A 15846-nucleotide genomic window follows, 5' to 3' on the forward strand; every position below is an offset into this window, starting at 1 on the left:
GTGCCATGACCGGCCTGATGGCCGGTTTTGATGAGTGTTACCCGCTGACGTTAACGACCGGTATCCGTTCGCTCCACCGCATCGAGCGTGGCCAGATCGCGCTCGCGGCCGCTGAGTTCCACCAGCTGTCCGTTGCGCATCTCCAGCAGCCTGTCGGCATGGGTAAAGTAGTGATCGTCATGGCTGATAGCAAACACCGTTTTGCCTGACGCCTGCAGCCAGGGCAGCAGCTCGCGGTAGAAAATCCGGCGGAAATGAGGGTCCTGGTCGGCGGCCCATTCATCCAGCAGCAAAATATCCCGCTCTTCCGCGGCCGCCAGCAGCAGCGCCAGGCGCTTGCTCTGCCCTTTCGACAGCTGCAGATTCAGCACCCGGTTGCCATCCAGCTGCAGTTTCTCGCTCATTTTCAGCCGCTCCAGCCAGCGCTGAACCAGTGCCGGATCGGCCGGTTCGCCGCCGCGGCCAATCAGGCGGTCAAACAGGTGCACGTCGGTAAATACCGCTGAAAAGTGCTGCCGCCACAGATCGGATTGCTGACTGCTTATCTCTTTACCATCCAGCAGCAGGCTGCCGGCGTGCGGCTGATAGAGGCCGGTCAGCAGCATCGCCAGCGTGGATTTCCCGCTGCCGTTGCCGCCAATAAGGAACAGCAGTTCGCCGCGTCGCAGCGTCAGATTGATCGGCCCCACCGCAAAGCCCTGTTCGCCATAGTGAAAGCTGACGTCGCGCAGCTCCAGCGTCTGCCATGCGCTGGCCGGTGCCGGGGCGCTGAAGGCAGGCTCATAAGGCGCCAGATCGAAGCGGTTGAGTTTGCGAAACGCGACCTGCGCGCTGAGCAGCGTGGGCAGCGCGCCGACGGCTGAGATCAGCGGCGTGCGCAGGAACAGCAGCGTCAGCGAATAGGTGGCCGCTACGGCCGTGTTGGCCCAGCCGAGACCGTTTGCCATAAAGAACACGATACCGATGCCGCCCAGCATCATGATGTTAGACCAGTTAACGGCGCTGAGATGGAAGGTGTCGGCGCGCACAATATGATGGCGATAGCGACCCGCATTCGTCTGATAAACCGTATCGTAGATCAGACGCGCCCGATCGCGGTTAAGCTGCAGCTCTTTGCGCCCCTCAATAATGGTCTGGAAATCGCGATAGAGATCATCTTCGATATCGCGCAGCTTTGCCATATGCTGGTAGACGCGCGAAACCAGCAGCCAGCCGCCCACCAGCGTGATCACCAGCCACAGCATAGTGACCAGCAGCATTTCCGGCGAGAGCCAGGCAAGGTAAATCGCCGATCCCAGCGTGATGATAATGCCCTGAATCAGCTCCGGCAGCCGGACAAAAGCGATGGTAATGGCCCGCACGTCGCTGGTCAGTCCGGCCAGCAGCTGAGCGCTGCCCAGCTGTTCGATGCGCTCAACGTTAGTATCGAGGATACGCTTGATGAACTCGCCCCGCAGCCGCCAGACAAAATGGTGCCCCAGCTGCGTCAGCGCCAGCTGCGAAGCGAGCGTGACCGCCATCAGCAGAAACAGCTGACCGAGAAATGCCGGCAGCACCGTTGCGTCGCTATTGATCGCCACAATCAGCTCATTATTGATATAAGCGATCAGGCCGATACCGAGTGCGGCACTCAGCAGGGTAAGAAAAAGAACGCCGGTAAACGGCCAGCAATACTGACGAAAAACCACCTGAAGCAATGCCATCAATCTGTTCCAAAGGTCAAAAAATGCTGCCTGCAGTTTAATGGCCCGTCAGATGATAGCAAGAATAATTCTCATTCCCTGTTACGTTAGTTTGCCCGGCGGAAAGTGAGATTATAGCGGACGGCCCCCGCCGCGGGATGCACGCCTGGTTTAAGCGGCAGAATACCGTGATAGCGCAGCCGCGACGGCCCGCCCCACACCACGATATCACCATGCTCCAGCAGCACGCGCCGGGTGGCGTCGCCGCGCGCAAAACCGCCAAACTGAAATATCGCCGGCAGCCCCAGCGAGACGGAGACGATCGGCTGACGCAGATCGCGCTCATCTTTGTCCTGATGCAGCGACATTTTTGCCCCGGGCGTATAGCGGTTGATCAGGCAGGCGTCTGGCGTAAAGTGACTAAACCCCGCTTCCTGCGCGCACTGCTGCGCCAGCTGACGAAACAGCGGCGGCATTGCGGGCCAGCGCTGGCCATTGCTGACATCCTGTTCGCTGTAGCGATAGCCGCGCGCGTCGCTGAACCAGCCAACATCGCCGCAGTTGGTCATCGCCACGGACATACGATAGCCTCCCGGCGTGATGCGGTGCGTAAAAGGATGCTGCGCCGCAACGGTTTCAATCGCTGCCAGCAGCGCAGGTGCATCATCGCGGGCGCGGCGGCGCAGAATGACCGCGCCTTCTGCCAGTGGCTCCTGCCACGGCGCTTCATCGCTAAACAGATCCAGCATCACGGCCTCCGGTTACGATTTATCGATAAGAAATGTTTTAAAGCCGGGCGACATCCAGTGGCTGAAGCCGTCGCCCTCTTTGGTGATTAGATAAACGGCCAGATGCTCTTTCAGCGCCAGCGCTTTTGCGCGCGCGGTGCCCAGCACCATCAGGCCGGTATCCCAGCCATCCGCTTCCAGCGCCGTAGTGGCGATCACCGTGGCAGAAACCAGTTTATGCTGAACGGGCCGTCCGGTTGCGGGATCGATGACGTGTGAAATGCGTTTCCCGTCCAGTTCATAATAGTTGCGATAGCTGCCGGAGGTGCTGATGCCGTGCCCCTGCAGGTCAACGCGCGCCTCGACCGCGTTTTCTCGATCGGTGGGTTTCTGAACCGCCACCCGCCACGGCTGCTGGCTGGCATTACGACCGCGGCTGAGCACGGCTCCGCCGACCGACACCAGATAGTTGGTTATTCCCTGCTGCTCCATCAGCCGCGCCAGATGATCGGTGGCGTAGCCCTCGCCCACGGTTGAGAGATCCACATACAGCCCCGGCAGATCTTTCTGCAGCCACTGCCCGCTTACGCTCTGGATCACCCGCAGATGCGAGAGGCCGGTTTCAGCTCTGGCCGCCGCGATCGCTGCCACATCAGGCTGATGCGCCGGCTGCCCGACGGGTCCGAACCCCCATAAGTTCACCAGTCTGCCTGCCGTGATATCCATGGCACCTGCGGTTTTGGCACCAATGCGCAGTGAGAGAGTCACAATATCCGCCATATCCGCGCTAACGGGCTGCGGCTCTGTCCCCTGATACTGGTTGAAGCGCGACAGCACTGAGGTGGTTTTCCAGGTAGAGATTTCACCGTCGTCGCGATCGAGCTGCTGCTGAATCGCCTGCTGCAGCGCCTCTTTACGCTGCGGATCAACGCCGGCGAGCGTAACCCGCCATACGGTGCCCATGGTTTTTCCCTGCAGGACCAGGGGTTCACGTTGCGGTGCGCGGTCGCAGGCCGTCAGCCCGGTCACGATCAGAGCAGTCAACAAAATATTCCGGAAATGCATCGGTTCCTCATCTGTTACACGGAAATACAGCGTATTACAAAGCATAAACTGCGGGTAATTTACGCTAAATCTCATTGAATTAACGCCGGTCATGCTGCAGGCTTTACCACCAGGCATACCACCTTTAAGGAGCACAGATGATGTATGTATTAATCGCCGCCCTCTCCGCCGCGCTGTTCCTGTACGGCAGTTATCGCAGCTGGCAGCACGCGCGTCAGCGTTCACTGGAGAGCTATAGCGCACGTCGACGTTAAGTACTGCACCATTATTACCCACTCTGCACTGCTTCAGGGCTGACGCAGTGTAACAAACCCCGCCCGAAGCGTGTGACGCTGAGAGCGGCAGCATGGCATAAATGCTGCATTGTTGAGAGCAGGTTTATTCTCAGCGAGGTGCAGCATGGCGATGTCAAAAACGCAGAGTGAAAAGTGGCAGCGGTGGCTGAGCTTTTCTGCTTTCACCCTGGCAGGTATTGCGCTGGAGGGCAGCCAGCCGGCTGCGGCAGTGCAGGCTGAACCGCGTCCGGCGGCAAAAGCCCGGCGCTGGCGCAGTGTGCAGTAGTTCAGATGCTGTGCCTGCCTGAGGCGGGTGCTGCAGATAAGAAGCGGGCAGGAAAGGTGGCGCGCAGCCCGCCGGGCCGCGCGCCAGAGGCTCAGAACTGGTAAACCAGGCCCAGCGCCACAATGTCATCGGTGTTGATACCGGCATTGTTGGTAAAGTTGTTGTCATCCAGCAGATTGATCTGGTAATCCACATAGGTCGACATGTTTTTATTGAAGTAATAGGTCGCGCCCACGTCGATATATTTTTTCAGGTTCTGGCTGCCATAACCTTCAATATCTTTACCGCGTGAATTGACGTAAGCCAGCGACGGACGCAGACCGAAGTCAAACTGATACTGCGCAACCACTTCCCAGTTGTCCGCTTTGTTCGCATAACCGAAAGCGTCAGAATCAACTGAGCCAAAACGCGTCGCGTTGTAAGAGCGGGTATACATCGCAGCCAGATAGATATTGTTTGCGTCATATTTCAGGCCGCCGGTATAGGCTTCCGCTTTATCGCCCTGGCCCAGTACGCCTGCGGCATTCTGGTTATTGGTGCGATCGGACTGGAACATAGCACCGCCCAGTGCCAGACCATTACCCAGATCATAAGTGGTGCTCAGACCCCAGCCGTCGCCGTTTTCGCCCAGCACATCACGGCCAGAGGTGGATTCAGTCGGGTTATCATTTTTGCCCTGGTACTGAACGGCCACGTTCCAGCCATCCACCAGACCAAAGAAATTATTATTGCGGTAGGTTGCCATACCGTTACCGCGCTGGAACATAAAGTTGTCCGCGCCATAGGTATCGCCACCAAACTCCGGCAGAACGTCAGTCCATGCGCCAATATCATACGCAATGCCGTAGTTGCGACCGTAATCGAAAGAGCCAGCGTCACCAAAACGCAGACCGGCAAAGCCGACGCGGGTATAGCTGTCTTTAGTGCCTTCGCTTTCAGCCGTGTTCAGCGCGGCCTGGTATTCCCACTGACCGTAACCCGTCAGCTGATCGGTCACCTGAGTTTCACCTTTAAAACCAAAGCGCAGGTAAGACTGGTCACCGTCTGAGCCATCGTTGTCAGAGAAGTAGTGCAGACCATCTACTTTGCCGTAGAGGTCGAGTTTGTTGCCATCTTTATTATAGATTTCGGCTGCGCTTGCTGAACCCGCCACCAGCAGCGCCGGGATCATCAGGGAGAGAACGCGACGATTCATTTATTTACCCTCGGTTATGTGCCTTTATAGTTATGCCACTGCAAACTGAATGTTAAAAATTCAGCCGGCAATTCATTGTTGTTTTATAGCGGGCAATAATCTATCACGAAAATGATACTAAATTTCCGAAAGTGTTTCATTTGATTACAAATTTATTGCCAGATGTAAATATCGTGGAACTAATAATCAGCACATATTGACAAAAAATAAAGCACGAATAAACAAACCGGATTAAATTCCTTCGCATTCAAATAGCTACATTAATTTGATGCCGCACTGAATGATAAAACTTTGTTGCTGCCAGCCTCTACAATTATCCACGCTATCATCATTTATTTTATTATTATCTTCATTCATCCCGAATGAGTGTTTTACCCTGATTCCCGCCGGACATATTTGTCCGGCATTTTTTTATCTGCGCTATTTCCCCGCCAATATAATAATGCATTCAGCGCTCGCGCAGCGCTTCGGCCGCTTTATTCAGCGGCTTGAGCAGATAATCCAGCACCGATTTTTGTCCGGTTTTTATCTCCACATCTGCCAGCATACCCGGCAGCACAGGAAAGCGCTGACCGCGCCGGCTGGTAAGCGTTGCCGTCTGTGTCCGCACATAGACCCGAAAATAGGGTGGCTCGCGCAGGTCGCTATCCTGCAGCGTATCCGGAGAAACGCTCTCGACGATGCCCGGCAGATCGCCATAAATCGCGGTATCGTACGCGGTAATTTTGACCGTTGCGGGCAACCCGGCCCGGATCCAGGCGATATCGCGTGGCGCAACGCGTGTCTCGATCAGCAGCCGATCCTCTAGCGGGACAATCTCCATCAGTTTACCGCCCGGCTCTACCACACCGCCCGGCGTGGTAATAGCGATAGCTTTGACGATGCCATACACCGGTGACAGCAGCGCGGTGCGCGTCAGCTGATCTTCTCTGCCTGCCGCAACCTGCAGCTGCGCATCCAGCTCTGCGCTGTTTTTGACCTGCTCCTCATGCGTTCGCACAGCGTAGTCATTATGCACCTCGTCGATTTTTCCCTGCAGATCGCTGACCTGGCGCCGCAGCCGCAGCGCTTCAACTTTACCTGCCGCACCGCGCGCCACCAGCGGTTCAGTCAGATTGAGTTCCGCCTGTACGAGCTTTAGCGACTGCTGAAGGTTTTGCAGCGTTGTCGTCAGGTTTTGCCGGCGCGACTCATAGAGCTGAGTTTCACGGGCGACCAGCTGCGGGTAACGGCGAATATCCGCGCTGAACTGCAGGGGACGATCGCTGAGCTCAGCATCCAGCCGCTCTGCTGTCGCCCGCAGTGTCCGCACCCTGGCGCTCGCTTCCCCGTAGCTGGACTGGTAGCGGGCGGGATCGAGCGTGGCCAGCAGCTCCCCCTTACGGACAATATCGCCTTCGCGCACGCTGAGCTGTTTGAGGATCCCGCCATCCAGATTATCGATAATCTGCGCCCGGCTGGAGGGCGTGACCTTGCCGCTGCCTGTTGTCACCTCATCCAGCACGGCAACGTGCGCCCAGATCAGCAGCAGCAATAGCGTGAGCGCGCAGAGCCAGATAATGCGCGACGACGCCGCCTCGTTATCTCTGTTCATCTGCTACCTCCGTCCGTGAAGCGCTGCGCTGCAGAATGGCATCGCGCGGGCCATCAGCCACAATCTCGCCGTTCTTCATCACAATGATGCGATCGACCAGCCCCAGCAGCGCCGGACGATGCGTGACCAGCACCAGGGTACGCCCCGGCAGCCACTGCGCCAGCTGACGGATCACCTGCGCCTCCAGCGGTTCATCAAGCGCCGCCGTCGGCTCATCCAGCAGCACGATCTGTGGCTGACGCAGCACCATTCTGCTGAGCAGAATCATCTGTCGCTGGCCGCCAGACAGCCCGCGCCCTCCTTCATGAATGAGGCGGTCAAGCGCGGCAGCATCCTGCTGCAGCAGCGATAACGCGCCGCTTATGCGCAGCGCCTGCAGCATCTCCTGTTCAGTGGCGTGCGGATTGCCCAGCAGCAGGTTCTGCCGCAGCGTACCGAAAAACAGGCGCGAATCCTGCGACAGCCAGCCGAGCTGCCGCCGCAAATCTGCCGGATCGAGCTGCTGCATGCTGACGCCATCGATTATGATGCGCCCGCTGTCGGGCAGCGCCTGCCCGGCCAGGATTTTCAGCAGGGTCGATTTACCGGCTCCCGCTCCGCCGACAATCGCGATGCGCTCACCGGGACGGATTGTCAGGCTCCCGATAGCAACCGCACGCAGACTGCTTTCATCATAGTGATAGCGCACCTGCTGCAGCTCATAGTGTCCGCGGAGCACCGCCGCATAAGCCGGCACGCCGCTCTGCGGCTGATCAACCGGCTTTTTAAGCAGTTCATTAAGTCCGGTCATGGCGCTGCGCGCATGCTGCCAGCGCGAAAATACCAGCGTCAGCTGCATCAGGGGAGCGAGCGTACGCGCGGAGAGCAGGCTGCTGGCCACCAGCGTACCGGTAGTGATCTGATTGTTCAGGATCAGATAGACCCCGGCGACCAGCATCCCCGCGTAGGTCAGCTGCTGCACGCTGCCCGCCCAGCCGGTAAGACGCGCGCCCCACAGCCGCTGCTGGCTGGCGAGCGTGGCGCTGACTTCGTGGGTCTGTTCCCACTGCCGCTGAAACCCGGCCTCAGCCTGCAGCGCCTTGATATCCTCTACCCCTTCCAGCGTCTCCACCAGCAGCGCCTGCCGCAGAGCACTTTCACGCTGGCCCTCTTTAGCCAGCCGCGCCATCGGGATCTGTACCAGCAGCCCCGGGATCACGATCAGCGGGATCGCCAGCAGCGGCACCAGCACCAGCCAGCCGCCAATCGCGGATAAAATCACCAGAAACAGCACCACAAAAGGGATATCCGCTGCGGCACTTACCGTCGTAGAGGTCAGTAATTCACGTACCTGCTCAACCTCACGCAGCTGAGCAATAAAAGCCCCGGTGGAGCGCGGCCGCGCCTCATTGCGGATGCGCAGTGCGCGGGCAAAGAGTTGCGCAGAGAGAGCCAGATCGATCCGCTTTCCCATGCCGTCAGCAACCCGGGTACGCGCCAGCCGGATCAGATATTCCATCAGCGCCGCCAGCATCACTCCGCCAAACAGCACCCATAGCGTGGGTTGTGACCGGGCTGGTATCACCCGATCGTACACCTGCATTGAGAACAGGATCCCCGCCAGCGCCAGCATATTGCTGACCAGCGAGGCGAGACTGATTTCCACCAGGCGTCGCTTCATTGGCCGAAAATGCTGCCATAACCAGTGTGGCTGCCAGGGACGAACAAACTCATCCATGCGCGCATCCCGTGCGCGGGTCGCCAGCGTAATCACGCCTACTTCCGGCTGCGCCTGTGCCAGCAGGTCACTCAGCGGAGCTGAGCGCAGGCCGTCACCGCCTGCGCTCAGCCAGTAATGCACCCTCCCCTCATCATCTGCCGCTTCTGCAAGCGCCAGCGTGCCGTCGTTAAGGCGCAGCAGCAGCGGCATTACGGCCTGCCGCCAGCGCAGCCTGCGGGCGCTGACAAACTGCAGCGTCAGCCCCATATGCTGCGCCAGATCTGTCAGCTGCGCCTGCGGTGACGCCGCGGCCAGCCACTGAAGCTGCAGGCGACGGCGATCGGTGGCGATCCCCAGCGCGGCCGCAGCCCGGTTTAGCGCGGCAATCGCTTCGTCGCGCGTATGCAAGGGTGAACGCATCCCTGGGTCGCCTTTTAGAAAAGAGTGATGTCCTGCGTGTGGCGCAGATAATTTATATCAGTGCCGCTACCGGCTGCTGCTGCAGATGATCGGCCAGCGTCCAGGCAGCATCGCTGCTGCCGTAGTAATGGTCAGGCTCACTCCCCGCCGCTGCGGCATCCGGTATGGCCTCTCCGGCACCGTAGTGCGCCAGCAGAGAATCGATAGTGGTCGCGCTGAAATCTGTGCTGCCGGCGTCCTCTACCGTTACCGTCCGGACAGCGCTGGCCAGATTGCCCGCTTTATCCTGCGCGCTGACGCTCATCTGATAGCTGCCCGGCTCCAGCGTCGCCAGCTGACCCGCCAGAATGGTCAGCGACCACTCTCCGCTCTCATCCACTGCGGCGCTGTAGTGCCGATCGCCCAGCGTGACGGTGACCAGGCTTCCCTGCGTCAGATGGTCAGAGCTACCCTGAATAAGGTGCCAGTGATCCATGTCGCCGGGCGCGATGACGCCATCGCCAAACGGCTGCTGCAGGGTCAGCGATGGCAGCTGGTGAACCGCCACGGTGAACAGATCGCTGAGCGTCTGGCTGTCGTGATTACCGTAGCTGTCCCAGCGTTCGGCCATAGCGCTGACCGGTCCATCCGGCAGCGCCTGCAGGTCGGCCACGCTGAGCGTTACCATGCCATTGACTGGCGTATAGGCCTTACCGTTGAGCGTAAGCTGGTTGACACCCTCAAGATAAAAGCTCAGCGGCTGCTGCGCTTCCTGTGCGTTAAGGAAGGTATCGCCGCCAATATTCATTTCACAGTAGATGTCCGGCAACGTCGTCACGACATTCAGCTCCAGCGTGGTGTCGGTGCTGTTGCCGGCGGCGTCGAGCGCGTAAACGCGGACTTCACCGAGCGAAATAAAGCTGCTGACCTCGCCGGCAGGAACGATCGCCTGCCAGTGACCCTGTGCATCAATCGCGGCGTGATAAACGTTATCCCCGACGCAGAGCTCCAGCTTCTGGCCCGGAGTCAGCGCCGAGAGCGTTCCGCTCAGCATCAGATCCTGCTGGCTCTCAGCAAAGTTAATGACGTTGTCAGCGGTAACGCTGTCAAAGCTGATATGCGGCAGGCTCTCCGGATGGGTTACCAGCGTCAGCTCATGCTGTACCGTGCTGGTTTTGCCATTCGGCTCGCGGGCGCTGACCTGCAGCTGATAAACGCCATCCGGCAGCGCGTGCAGATCCTCCGGCGTAAACGTTGCCTGCCATGCGCCGTGCTCATCAACGAGAGCAGTGGTGCTTCTGTTTCCCAGCGTCAGCGTGACATGGCTGTTAAGCGGCATATGCGTCACCAGTCCGCTCACCTCCACGCCGTAAATGCCCTCCGCTACGCTAATCGCGTTATCACCACTCACGGGCGCCACGCTGATCTCCGGACGGAGCGTTTTATCCACATAGACGCCAAACCCGACTTCGGTGGCGGTGCTGTTACCCGCTTTATCGCTGATGGTCAGCGTCAGGCTGTAGTTGCCATCCGCAAGACCCTGTAATATCGAAGGCGGCATGGTTGCATGCCAGTAGCCCCAGTGGTTGACCGTGCTGTGCCAGCTTTCGCCATTAAAGCTGAGCGTGACCGTTGCGCCTGGCTCCTGCTCCGCGCGTCCGCGCAGGTAAATGGCGCGATTGCTCTCCCAGGCGGCGATCACGCCATCCTGCGCCAGCGGTTCATAGGGATGTAGCGCGGCCGGTGGCGTGGTATCGCGGTGCTGCCGGCTGGTCATAATCGGGCTGACACGTTCAGCGCCAGAGGTAAATAACGACGCAAACGATGAAGTGGATTGGCCTGAAAACATAGGTAACCTCGTTACGGAGTATGCATTGCACCAGTGATTACCTGTATTAATGTTTCAGGCAGATCGGTGCGCCATACAGGCCATAACAGCATGGCCCGTTTCACCTGATGAAAACGGGTTACCCGCAGGTAACAAGGTTAAAGGTATGACGTTAAATGCGCGCTCCCGGCCGGGCTGGCGTGCGTGGCGATCTTGCTATAAGCGGCCCCTTCAGCGGTGGCCTGCTTTATCTTAGCGCGCTTTACCGGCTGCTGTCTGGTGGCAAAAATCCGGAAAATGGCTGTAAAACGCGCAACCAGCGAAAACCATAGTCAGCCAGTGATCTCTCGCTTATTGCATCAGTATATGTCATCAATCACCTGACTTAATTTGCGTTATGTCACTTAATATCTGTCAGGCAGTACCAGGAAATATCTGGAAAAAATTCTGGCCCGGGCAAATATCGGTAAGATGTCCGATTCCTGTGCAGCAGCAGGCAACGCAAATTGCGCGTTAATTCCGCTGCACCGCCTGCATTGATGCTAAACTTCGACGCTTTAACAGCGGATCAAAATAACGACTATGACTGCACTGGACGCCGCACAGCCAGCCAAACTGCATCAGCGTGTTAATTTCGGCACGCGCACTGTTTTCCTTATCGCCGGGTTGAGTATGTCTGCCTGGGCGCCGCTTGTGCCTTACGCCAGCCAGCGTCTGCAGCTGAGCGGAGCCTCCCTCGGCGGGCTTTTACTATGTCTGGGCATCGGTTCGCTGGCCGCTATGCCGGTGACGGGGGCGCTGATTGGTCGTTTTGGCTGCCGCCGGATTATGACCTGCTCTGCGCTGCTGATTCTGGCGGTGTTGCCGCTGCTTGCCACGCTGGATCATCTCTGGGCGATGGCGTTTACGCTGATGCTATTCGGCGCCGGACTCGGCATGCTGGATGTGGCGATGAACGTGCAGGCGGTTCACGTGGAAAAAGCGGCGGGCAAGCCGATGATGTCAGGCTTTCACGGCTTCTTCAGCCTCGGCGGCATTATCGGCGCCGGTGCGGTGAGTCTGCTGCTGGGTGCCGGGCTGACGCCGCTGCAGGCCATCGCGATTATGATGGTGCTGATCGCCGTGCTGCTCTGCTGCAGTCTGCCAACCCTGATGAGCGAGCGGCTGCGTCAGGCTGATGAACCCTGGCTGGTGATCCCGCGTGGCTGGGTCGCTTTTCTCGGCTGCCTCTGCTTTATTCTGTTCCTCGCCGAGGGTGCCGTGCTCGACTGGAGCGCCCTGCTCCTGCTGCAGAGCCCGGGCCTCAGCGTAGCCTATGCCGGACTGGGCTATGCGGTGTTTTCGGTTGCCATGACGATTGGCCGGCTGACCGGCGACAAAATCATTCAGCGCTTTGGCCGCTATCACGTCATGCTTACCGGCGCGCTGGCAGCCAGTGCAGGTATGACGCTGGCCGTGCTGGTCCCCTGGCCGCAAACCGCACTGCTGGCGTTTCTGCTGGTCGGATTCGGGCTGGCGAATACAGTGCCGATGCTGTTTAATGCCGCCGGTAACCAGCAGGCCATGCCTGTCAACCTGGCGATATCGGCCATGACAACGTTAGGCTATGCGGGTATTCTCTCAGGCCCGGCGTTAATCGGCTTTATTTCCCAGTGGCTCACACTAAGCGGTGCATTCCTGCTGATTGCTCTGATGCTGCTGGCTGTCGCCGCCAGCGCACGCCGGGTTACGCGTTGATTGCAGGATCCTGAGACTCACTATGCTTTATAAATTTCCACTGACTTCCGGTAACGTTACGCGTTTTGTTGTCGTGTTTAACCTGGTGCTGCTGCTGGCGCTGGGCGCCGTGGTGCACAATAGCGTCAGCGCCTGGATTGCCGAAAAGCGTTATGCCATGGCTGACCTGGCGCGTGATATGCAAAAACGCATCGACGCTTACCGCTTCGCCACCTGGCAGATTTACGAAAATCTTGCCACCAGTGCGGCCGGCTCTGCGCCAAACAGCACGCTGCAGGAGACCCGGCTGCGCCCGGATGTTTACTATCTGGAAAAAACGCGCCGCAAAACGGAAGCGCTGATTTTCGGTTCGCACGACGGCAGCACGCTGGATATGACTATGCGTATGTCCGGCTATCTCGATACTTTATGGGGTGCGGAAAACCCGGCATGGTCGATGTATTTTCTGAACGGTCAGGATAATAGCCTGATCATGATCTCTACCCTGCCGCTGAAAGATATGGCAACGCGCTACAAAGAGAGCGCGCTAAATACGCTGGTCGACAGCCGCCGGGCTGAGATGCTGCAGCAGGCTAACGCCCTGGATGAGCGCGAGAGCTTCTCTCCACTGCGTCATTTTACCTGGCAGAACGATCACTACTTTACGCTGCGCACCACCTTTAACCAGCCGGGTCATCTGGCAACGGTGGTAGCTTTCGATCTGCCGGTTAACGATCTGGTGCCGCAGAACCTGCCGCTGGAGAATTTTCAGCTGCGTCAGGATGCGACCCCGGGCAGCAGCACTGATGACGGCAGCGACGGCACGACCAGCGTTACGCTGGTTAACCCGGATCTGGAGATCGCTGCCTCGCTGCCCAGCACGCCGCTGCAGCTGGTTTATCGCGTACCGCTGGTTAGCCTTGCGCTTGATATGCTGCATAACCTGATGTGGCCGCTGCTTATCAACCTGTTGCTCTTCCTGCTGTCGATTGCCGGCGTGACCCTGCTGCGTCAGCAGGCGCTGCGCCCGAATGAGAATCAGAGCGCAGAGCTCGATTCGCTGCGTATGCTGAACGAAGAGATCGTCGCCAGCCTGCCGGTCGGGCTGCTGGTGTATGACTTCGCCACTAACCGCACCCTGCTAAGTAATAAGATTGCCGATCACCTGCTGCCGCACCTGAACCTGCAGAAGATTATCAATATGTCCGATCAGCATCAGGGCGTGCTGCAGGCGACTATCAATAACGAAGTCTATGAGATCCGTCACGCACGCAGCGTGCTGTCGCCGCACACGCAGCTGTTTATGATGCGCGATCAGGATCGCGAACTGCTGGTTAATAAGAAGCTGCAGAAAGCACAGCAGGTACTGGACCGCAATCACCAGATGCGCCAGCAGCTGATGCAGCAGCTTGGCCATGCGCTGAACCGCCCGCTGCAGGATATGGTGACGCGGCTGGTGCAGCTCAGCCAGCGCAGTGACGATGAGAGCGTGCTGGATCTGCTGGATGAGAGCCAGCGGCTGGCCCGCCTGGTCGATGATATCGTGCTGCTGAACCGGCTGGAAGCGCATGACTGGTCGCCGGAAACCAGCCCGTTTAATCTGCAGGATCTGCTGGATGAGATTGCGCTGGAGAGCCTGCCGCTGCTGCGACGCAAGGGCCTGACGCTGGTGGTAAACAACCAGCTGGCGAATGATGAAATGCGCAGCGGCGATCGCCGCGCGCTGCGTAAGGTGCTGACCACCCTGATGCATTATGCGCTCACTACCACGCAATGGGGAAAAATCACGCTGGAAGTGAAAACGCCAGCGAACAAGCCTGATGTGCTGCAGCTGCAGCTGGTCGATACCGGTTCCGGGCTAACGGCGGATGAACTGACCAACGCCGATTTCCCCTATCTTGGTGAGACGTCGCAGGATCGTTTTGGTCAGGCCTCCGGAATGGCCTTTTTCCTCTGTAAACAGCTCTGCAAGCAGATGGGCGGCCAGTTAGACATTATCGCTAAACCCGATATCGGCACGCGCTATAACATCCAGCTGCCGCTGACGCTGCAGCTGCTGCTGGAGGAGCAGGAAGAAAAATTACTGGAGGGCGTGACCGCTCTGGTCGATATAGCAGTGGAGGATGTACAGAAAATCGTCTGTCGTCATCTGGAGAACTGGGGCGCTAAGTGCCTGACCTCAGATGAACGGCTCTCGGGTCAGGAGCATGATGTCCTGATCACGGACGACCCTGAACATCTCAGCGGCTGGGCATTACTGCTGGCGGGCGATGAGCTGGGGCATCACGCCCTGAACGACAGACAGTATCGCGTGAATTATAACCTCAGCAACGCCCTGCTTGACGCACTGCTGGCCCTGATTGAAAAGCAGCTGGCCAGTGATTTGATGGAGGAGAGTGAAGAAAATGAGGCTGGCACACCGCTGTTAAGCGGCGGCTATTTCCAGCTGTTTACCGAGACAGTACCGCCTGATGTCAGGAGACTGTATACTGAAGCGTCGGATAGCGACTATCCTTCTCTTGCTCAGACAGCGCATCGCCTGAAAGGCGTTTTTGCCATGCTCAATTTGCTGCCGGGTAAACAGCTTTGTGAAGCGTTAGAACAGCACATTAAAATGTGCGACGATTTAACCATTAAAAATACCACCAGTGAAATTGACGCTTATGTCAATCAACTGCTGCAGCAAGGTAACCAATAAGATGAATAACCTGAACGTAATTATTGCCGACGACCATCCCATTGTTCTGTTTGGTATCCGTAAGTCTCTGGAACAGATTGAATGGGTTAACGTAGTAGGTGAGTTTGAAGACTCCACAGCACTGATCAACAGCCTCTCCAAGCTGGACGCGAATGTTCTGATCACCGATCTCTCAATGCCTGGCGAGAAGTATGGCGACGGCATTACCCTGATCAAATACATCAAGCGTCACTATCCCGATCTTTCGATCATTGTTCTGACCATGAATAACAATCCGGCGATCCTGAGTGCCGTTCTGGATCTCGATATTGAAGGGATTGTGCTGAAACAGGGCGCTCCGACCGATCTGCCAAAAGCGCTGGCCGCACTGCAGAAAGGCAAAAAATATACGCCGGAAAGCGTTGCCAAACTGCTGGAGAAGATCAGCGCAGGTGGTTACGGTGACAAGCGTCTGTCGCCGAAAGAGAGTGAAGTACTGCGTCTCTTTGCTGAAGGTTTCCTCGTCACTGAGATTGCCAAGAAGCTGAACCGCAGTATCAAAACCATCAGCAGCCAGAAGAAATCAGCCATGATGAAGCTGGGTGTGGATAACGATATCGCACTGCTGAACTACCTCTCCTCGGTCAGCGCCACGCAGATCGACAAAGATTAATCTTTGCAGGCGGCCCGCAGGCCGCCCGT

General features: G+C 58.0%; 12 protein-coding genes. 5 read left to right on the forward strand and 7 right to left on the reverse strand.

The genetic code is table 11. The features are described 5' to 3' along the window. Window positions 1–50: 50 nt before the first annotated feature. The 3 genes from DBY66_RS07885 to apbE all read right to left on the reverse strand — a co-directional run bounded on the left by DBY66_RS07885 (window position 51) and on the right by apbE (window position 3475). Complete coding sequence (locus tag DBY66_RS07885; protein ID WP_108569515.1) at window positions 51–1703, reverse strand: multidrug ABC transporter permease/ATP-binding protein; 1653 nt, start codon at window positions 1701–1703, stop codon at window positions 51–53. Between the two features lie 86 nt (window positions 1704–1789). Next, window positions 1790–2431, reverse strand: a complete 642-nt coding sequence (alkB, locus tag DBY66_RS07890) for a DNA oxidative demethylase AlkB (protein WP_039385509.1) — start codon at window positions 2429–2431, stop codon at window positions 1790–1792. A 12-nt stretch (window positions 2432–2443) separates the two neighbouring features. Continuing rightward, complete coding sequence (gene apbE, locus DBY66_RS07895; protein WP_104085362.1) at window positions 2444–3475, reverse strand: FAD:protein FMN transferase ApbE; 1032 nt, start codon at window positions 3473–3475, stop codon at window positions 2444–2446. A gap of 137 nt (window positions 3476–3612) precedes the next feature. Here apbE and DBY66_RS17925 point away from each other — a divergent pair, with 137 nt between their 5' ends. Both DBY66_RS17925 and DBY66_RS17930 read left to right on the forward strand, forming a co-directional pair. Continuing rightward, window positions 3613–3729 carry a response regulator gene (locus tag DBY66_RS17925; RefSeq protein WP_190289134.1) on the forward strand — a complete coding sequence of 39 codons (117 nt, stop codon included), beginning with the start codon at window positions 3613–3615 and terminating at the stop codon, window positions 3727–3729. A gap of 145 nt (window positions 3730–3874) precedes the next feature. Beyond that, window positions 3875–4036 carry a hypothetical protein gene (locus DBY66_RS17930; protein ID WP_166714014.1) on the forward strand — a complete coding sequence of 54 codons (162 nt, stop codon included), beginning with the start codon at window positions 3875–3877 and terminating at the stop codon, window positions 4034–4036. 91 nt (window positions 4037–4127) lie between these two features. On the opposite strand, the gene ompC is transcribed toward DBY66_RS17930, so the two are convergent. From ompC to DBY66_RS07915, 4 genes are all read right to left on the reverse strand, one after another. Beyond that, on the reverse strand, window positions 4128–5231 hold the full coding sequence (ompC, locus tag DBY66_RS07900; protein WP_039385507.1) for a porin OmpC: 1104 nt from the start codon (window positions 5229–5231) through the stop codon (window positions 4128–4130). A gap of 448 nt (window positions 5232–5679) precedes the next feature. Continuing rightward, window positions 5680–6825 (reverse strand): HlyD family efflux transporter periplasmic adaptor subunit, encoded by a 1146-nt coding sequence (locus DBY66_RS07905; protein ID WP_071668050.1) that lies wholly within the window; start codon window positions 6823–6825, stop codon window positions 5680–5682. Further along, window positions 6812–8944 (reverse strand): type I secretion system permease/ATPase, encoded by a 2133-nt coding sequence (locus DBY66_RS07910; protein WP_108569514.1) that lies wholly within the window; start codon window positions 8942–8944, stop codon window positions 6812–6814. Before DBY66_RS07910 ends, DBY66_RS07905 begins: the two co-directional genes overlap by 14 nt. A gap of 52 nt (window positions 8945–8996) precedes the next feature. After that, entirely contained in the window at window positions 8997–10772 is a 1776-nt protein-coding gene (locus DBY66_RS07915) for an Ig-like domain-containing protein (RefSeq protein WP_108569513.1), read from the reverse strand. A 561-nt stretch (window positions 10773–11333) separates the two neighbouring features. Here DBY66_RS07915 and DBY66_RS07920 point away from each other — a divergent pair. From DBY66_RS07920 to rcsB, 3 genes are read left to right on the forward strand one after another with little or no spacing between them, the layout of a single operon-like run. Then, complete coding sequence (locus DBY66_RS07920) at window positions 11334–12488, forward strand: MFS transporter (RefSeq protein WP_039385523.1); 1155 nt, start codon at window positions 11334–11336, stop codon at window positions 12486–12488. Between the two features lie 22 nt (window positions 12489–12510). Continuing rightward, window positions 12511–15165, forward strand: coding sequence for a phosphotransferase RcsD (gene rcsD, locus DBY66_RS07925; protein WP_108569512.1), 2655 nt, complete (start codon window positions 12511–12513; stop codon window positions 15163–15165). Window position 15166: 1 nt separating this feature from the next. Continuing rightward, window positions 15167–15817 carry a response regulator transcription factor RcsB gene (gene rcsB / locus DBY66_RS07930; protein ID WP_033750421.1) on the forward strand — a complete coding sequence of 217 codons (651 nt, stop codon included), beginning with the start codon at window positions 15167–15169 and terminating at the stop codon, window positions 15815–15817. Window positions 15818–15846: the final 29 nt, after the last annotated feature.

The organism is Pantoea sp. RIT413, assembly GCF_003057675.2.
In the GTDB taxonomy this organism is placed as follows: Bacteria; Pseudomonadota; Gammaproteobacteria; order Enterobacterales; family Enterobacteriaceae; genus Pantoea; species Pantoea eucrina.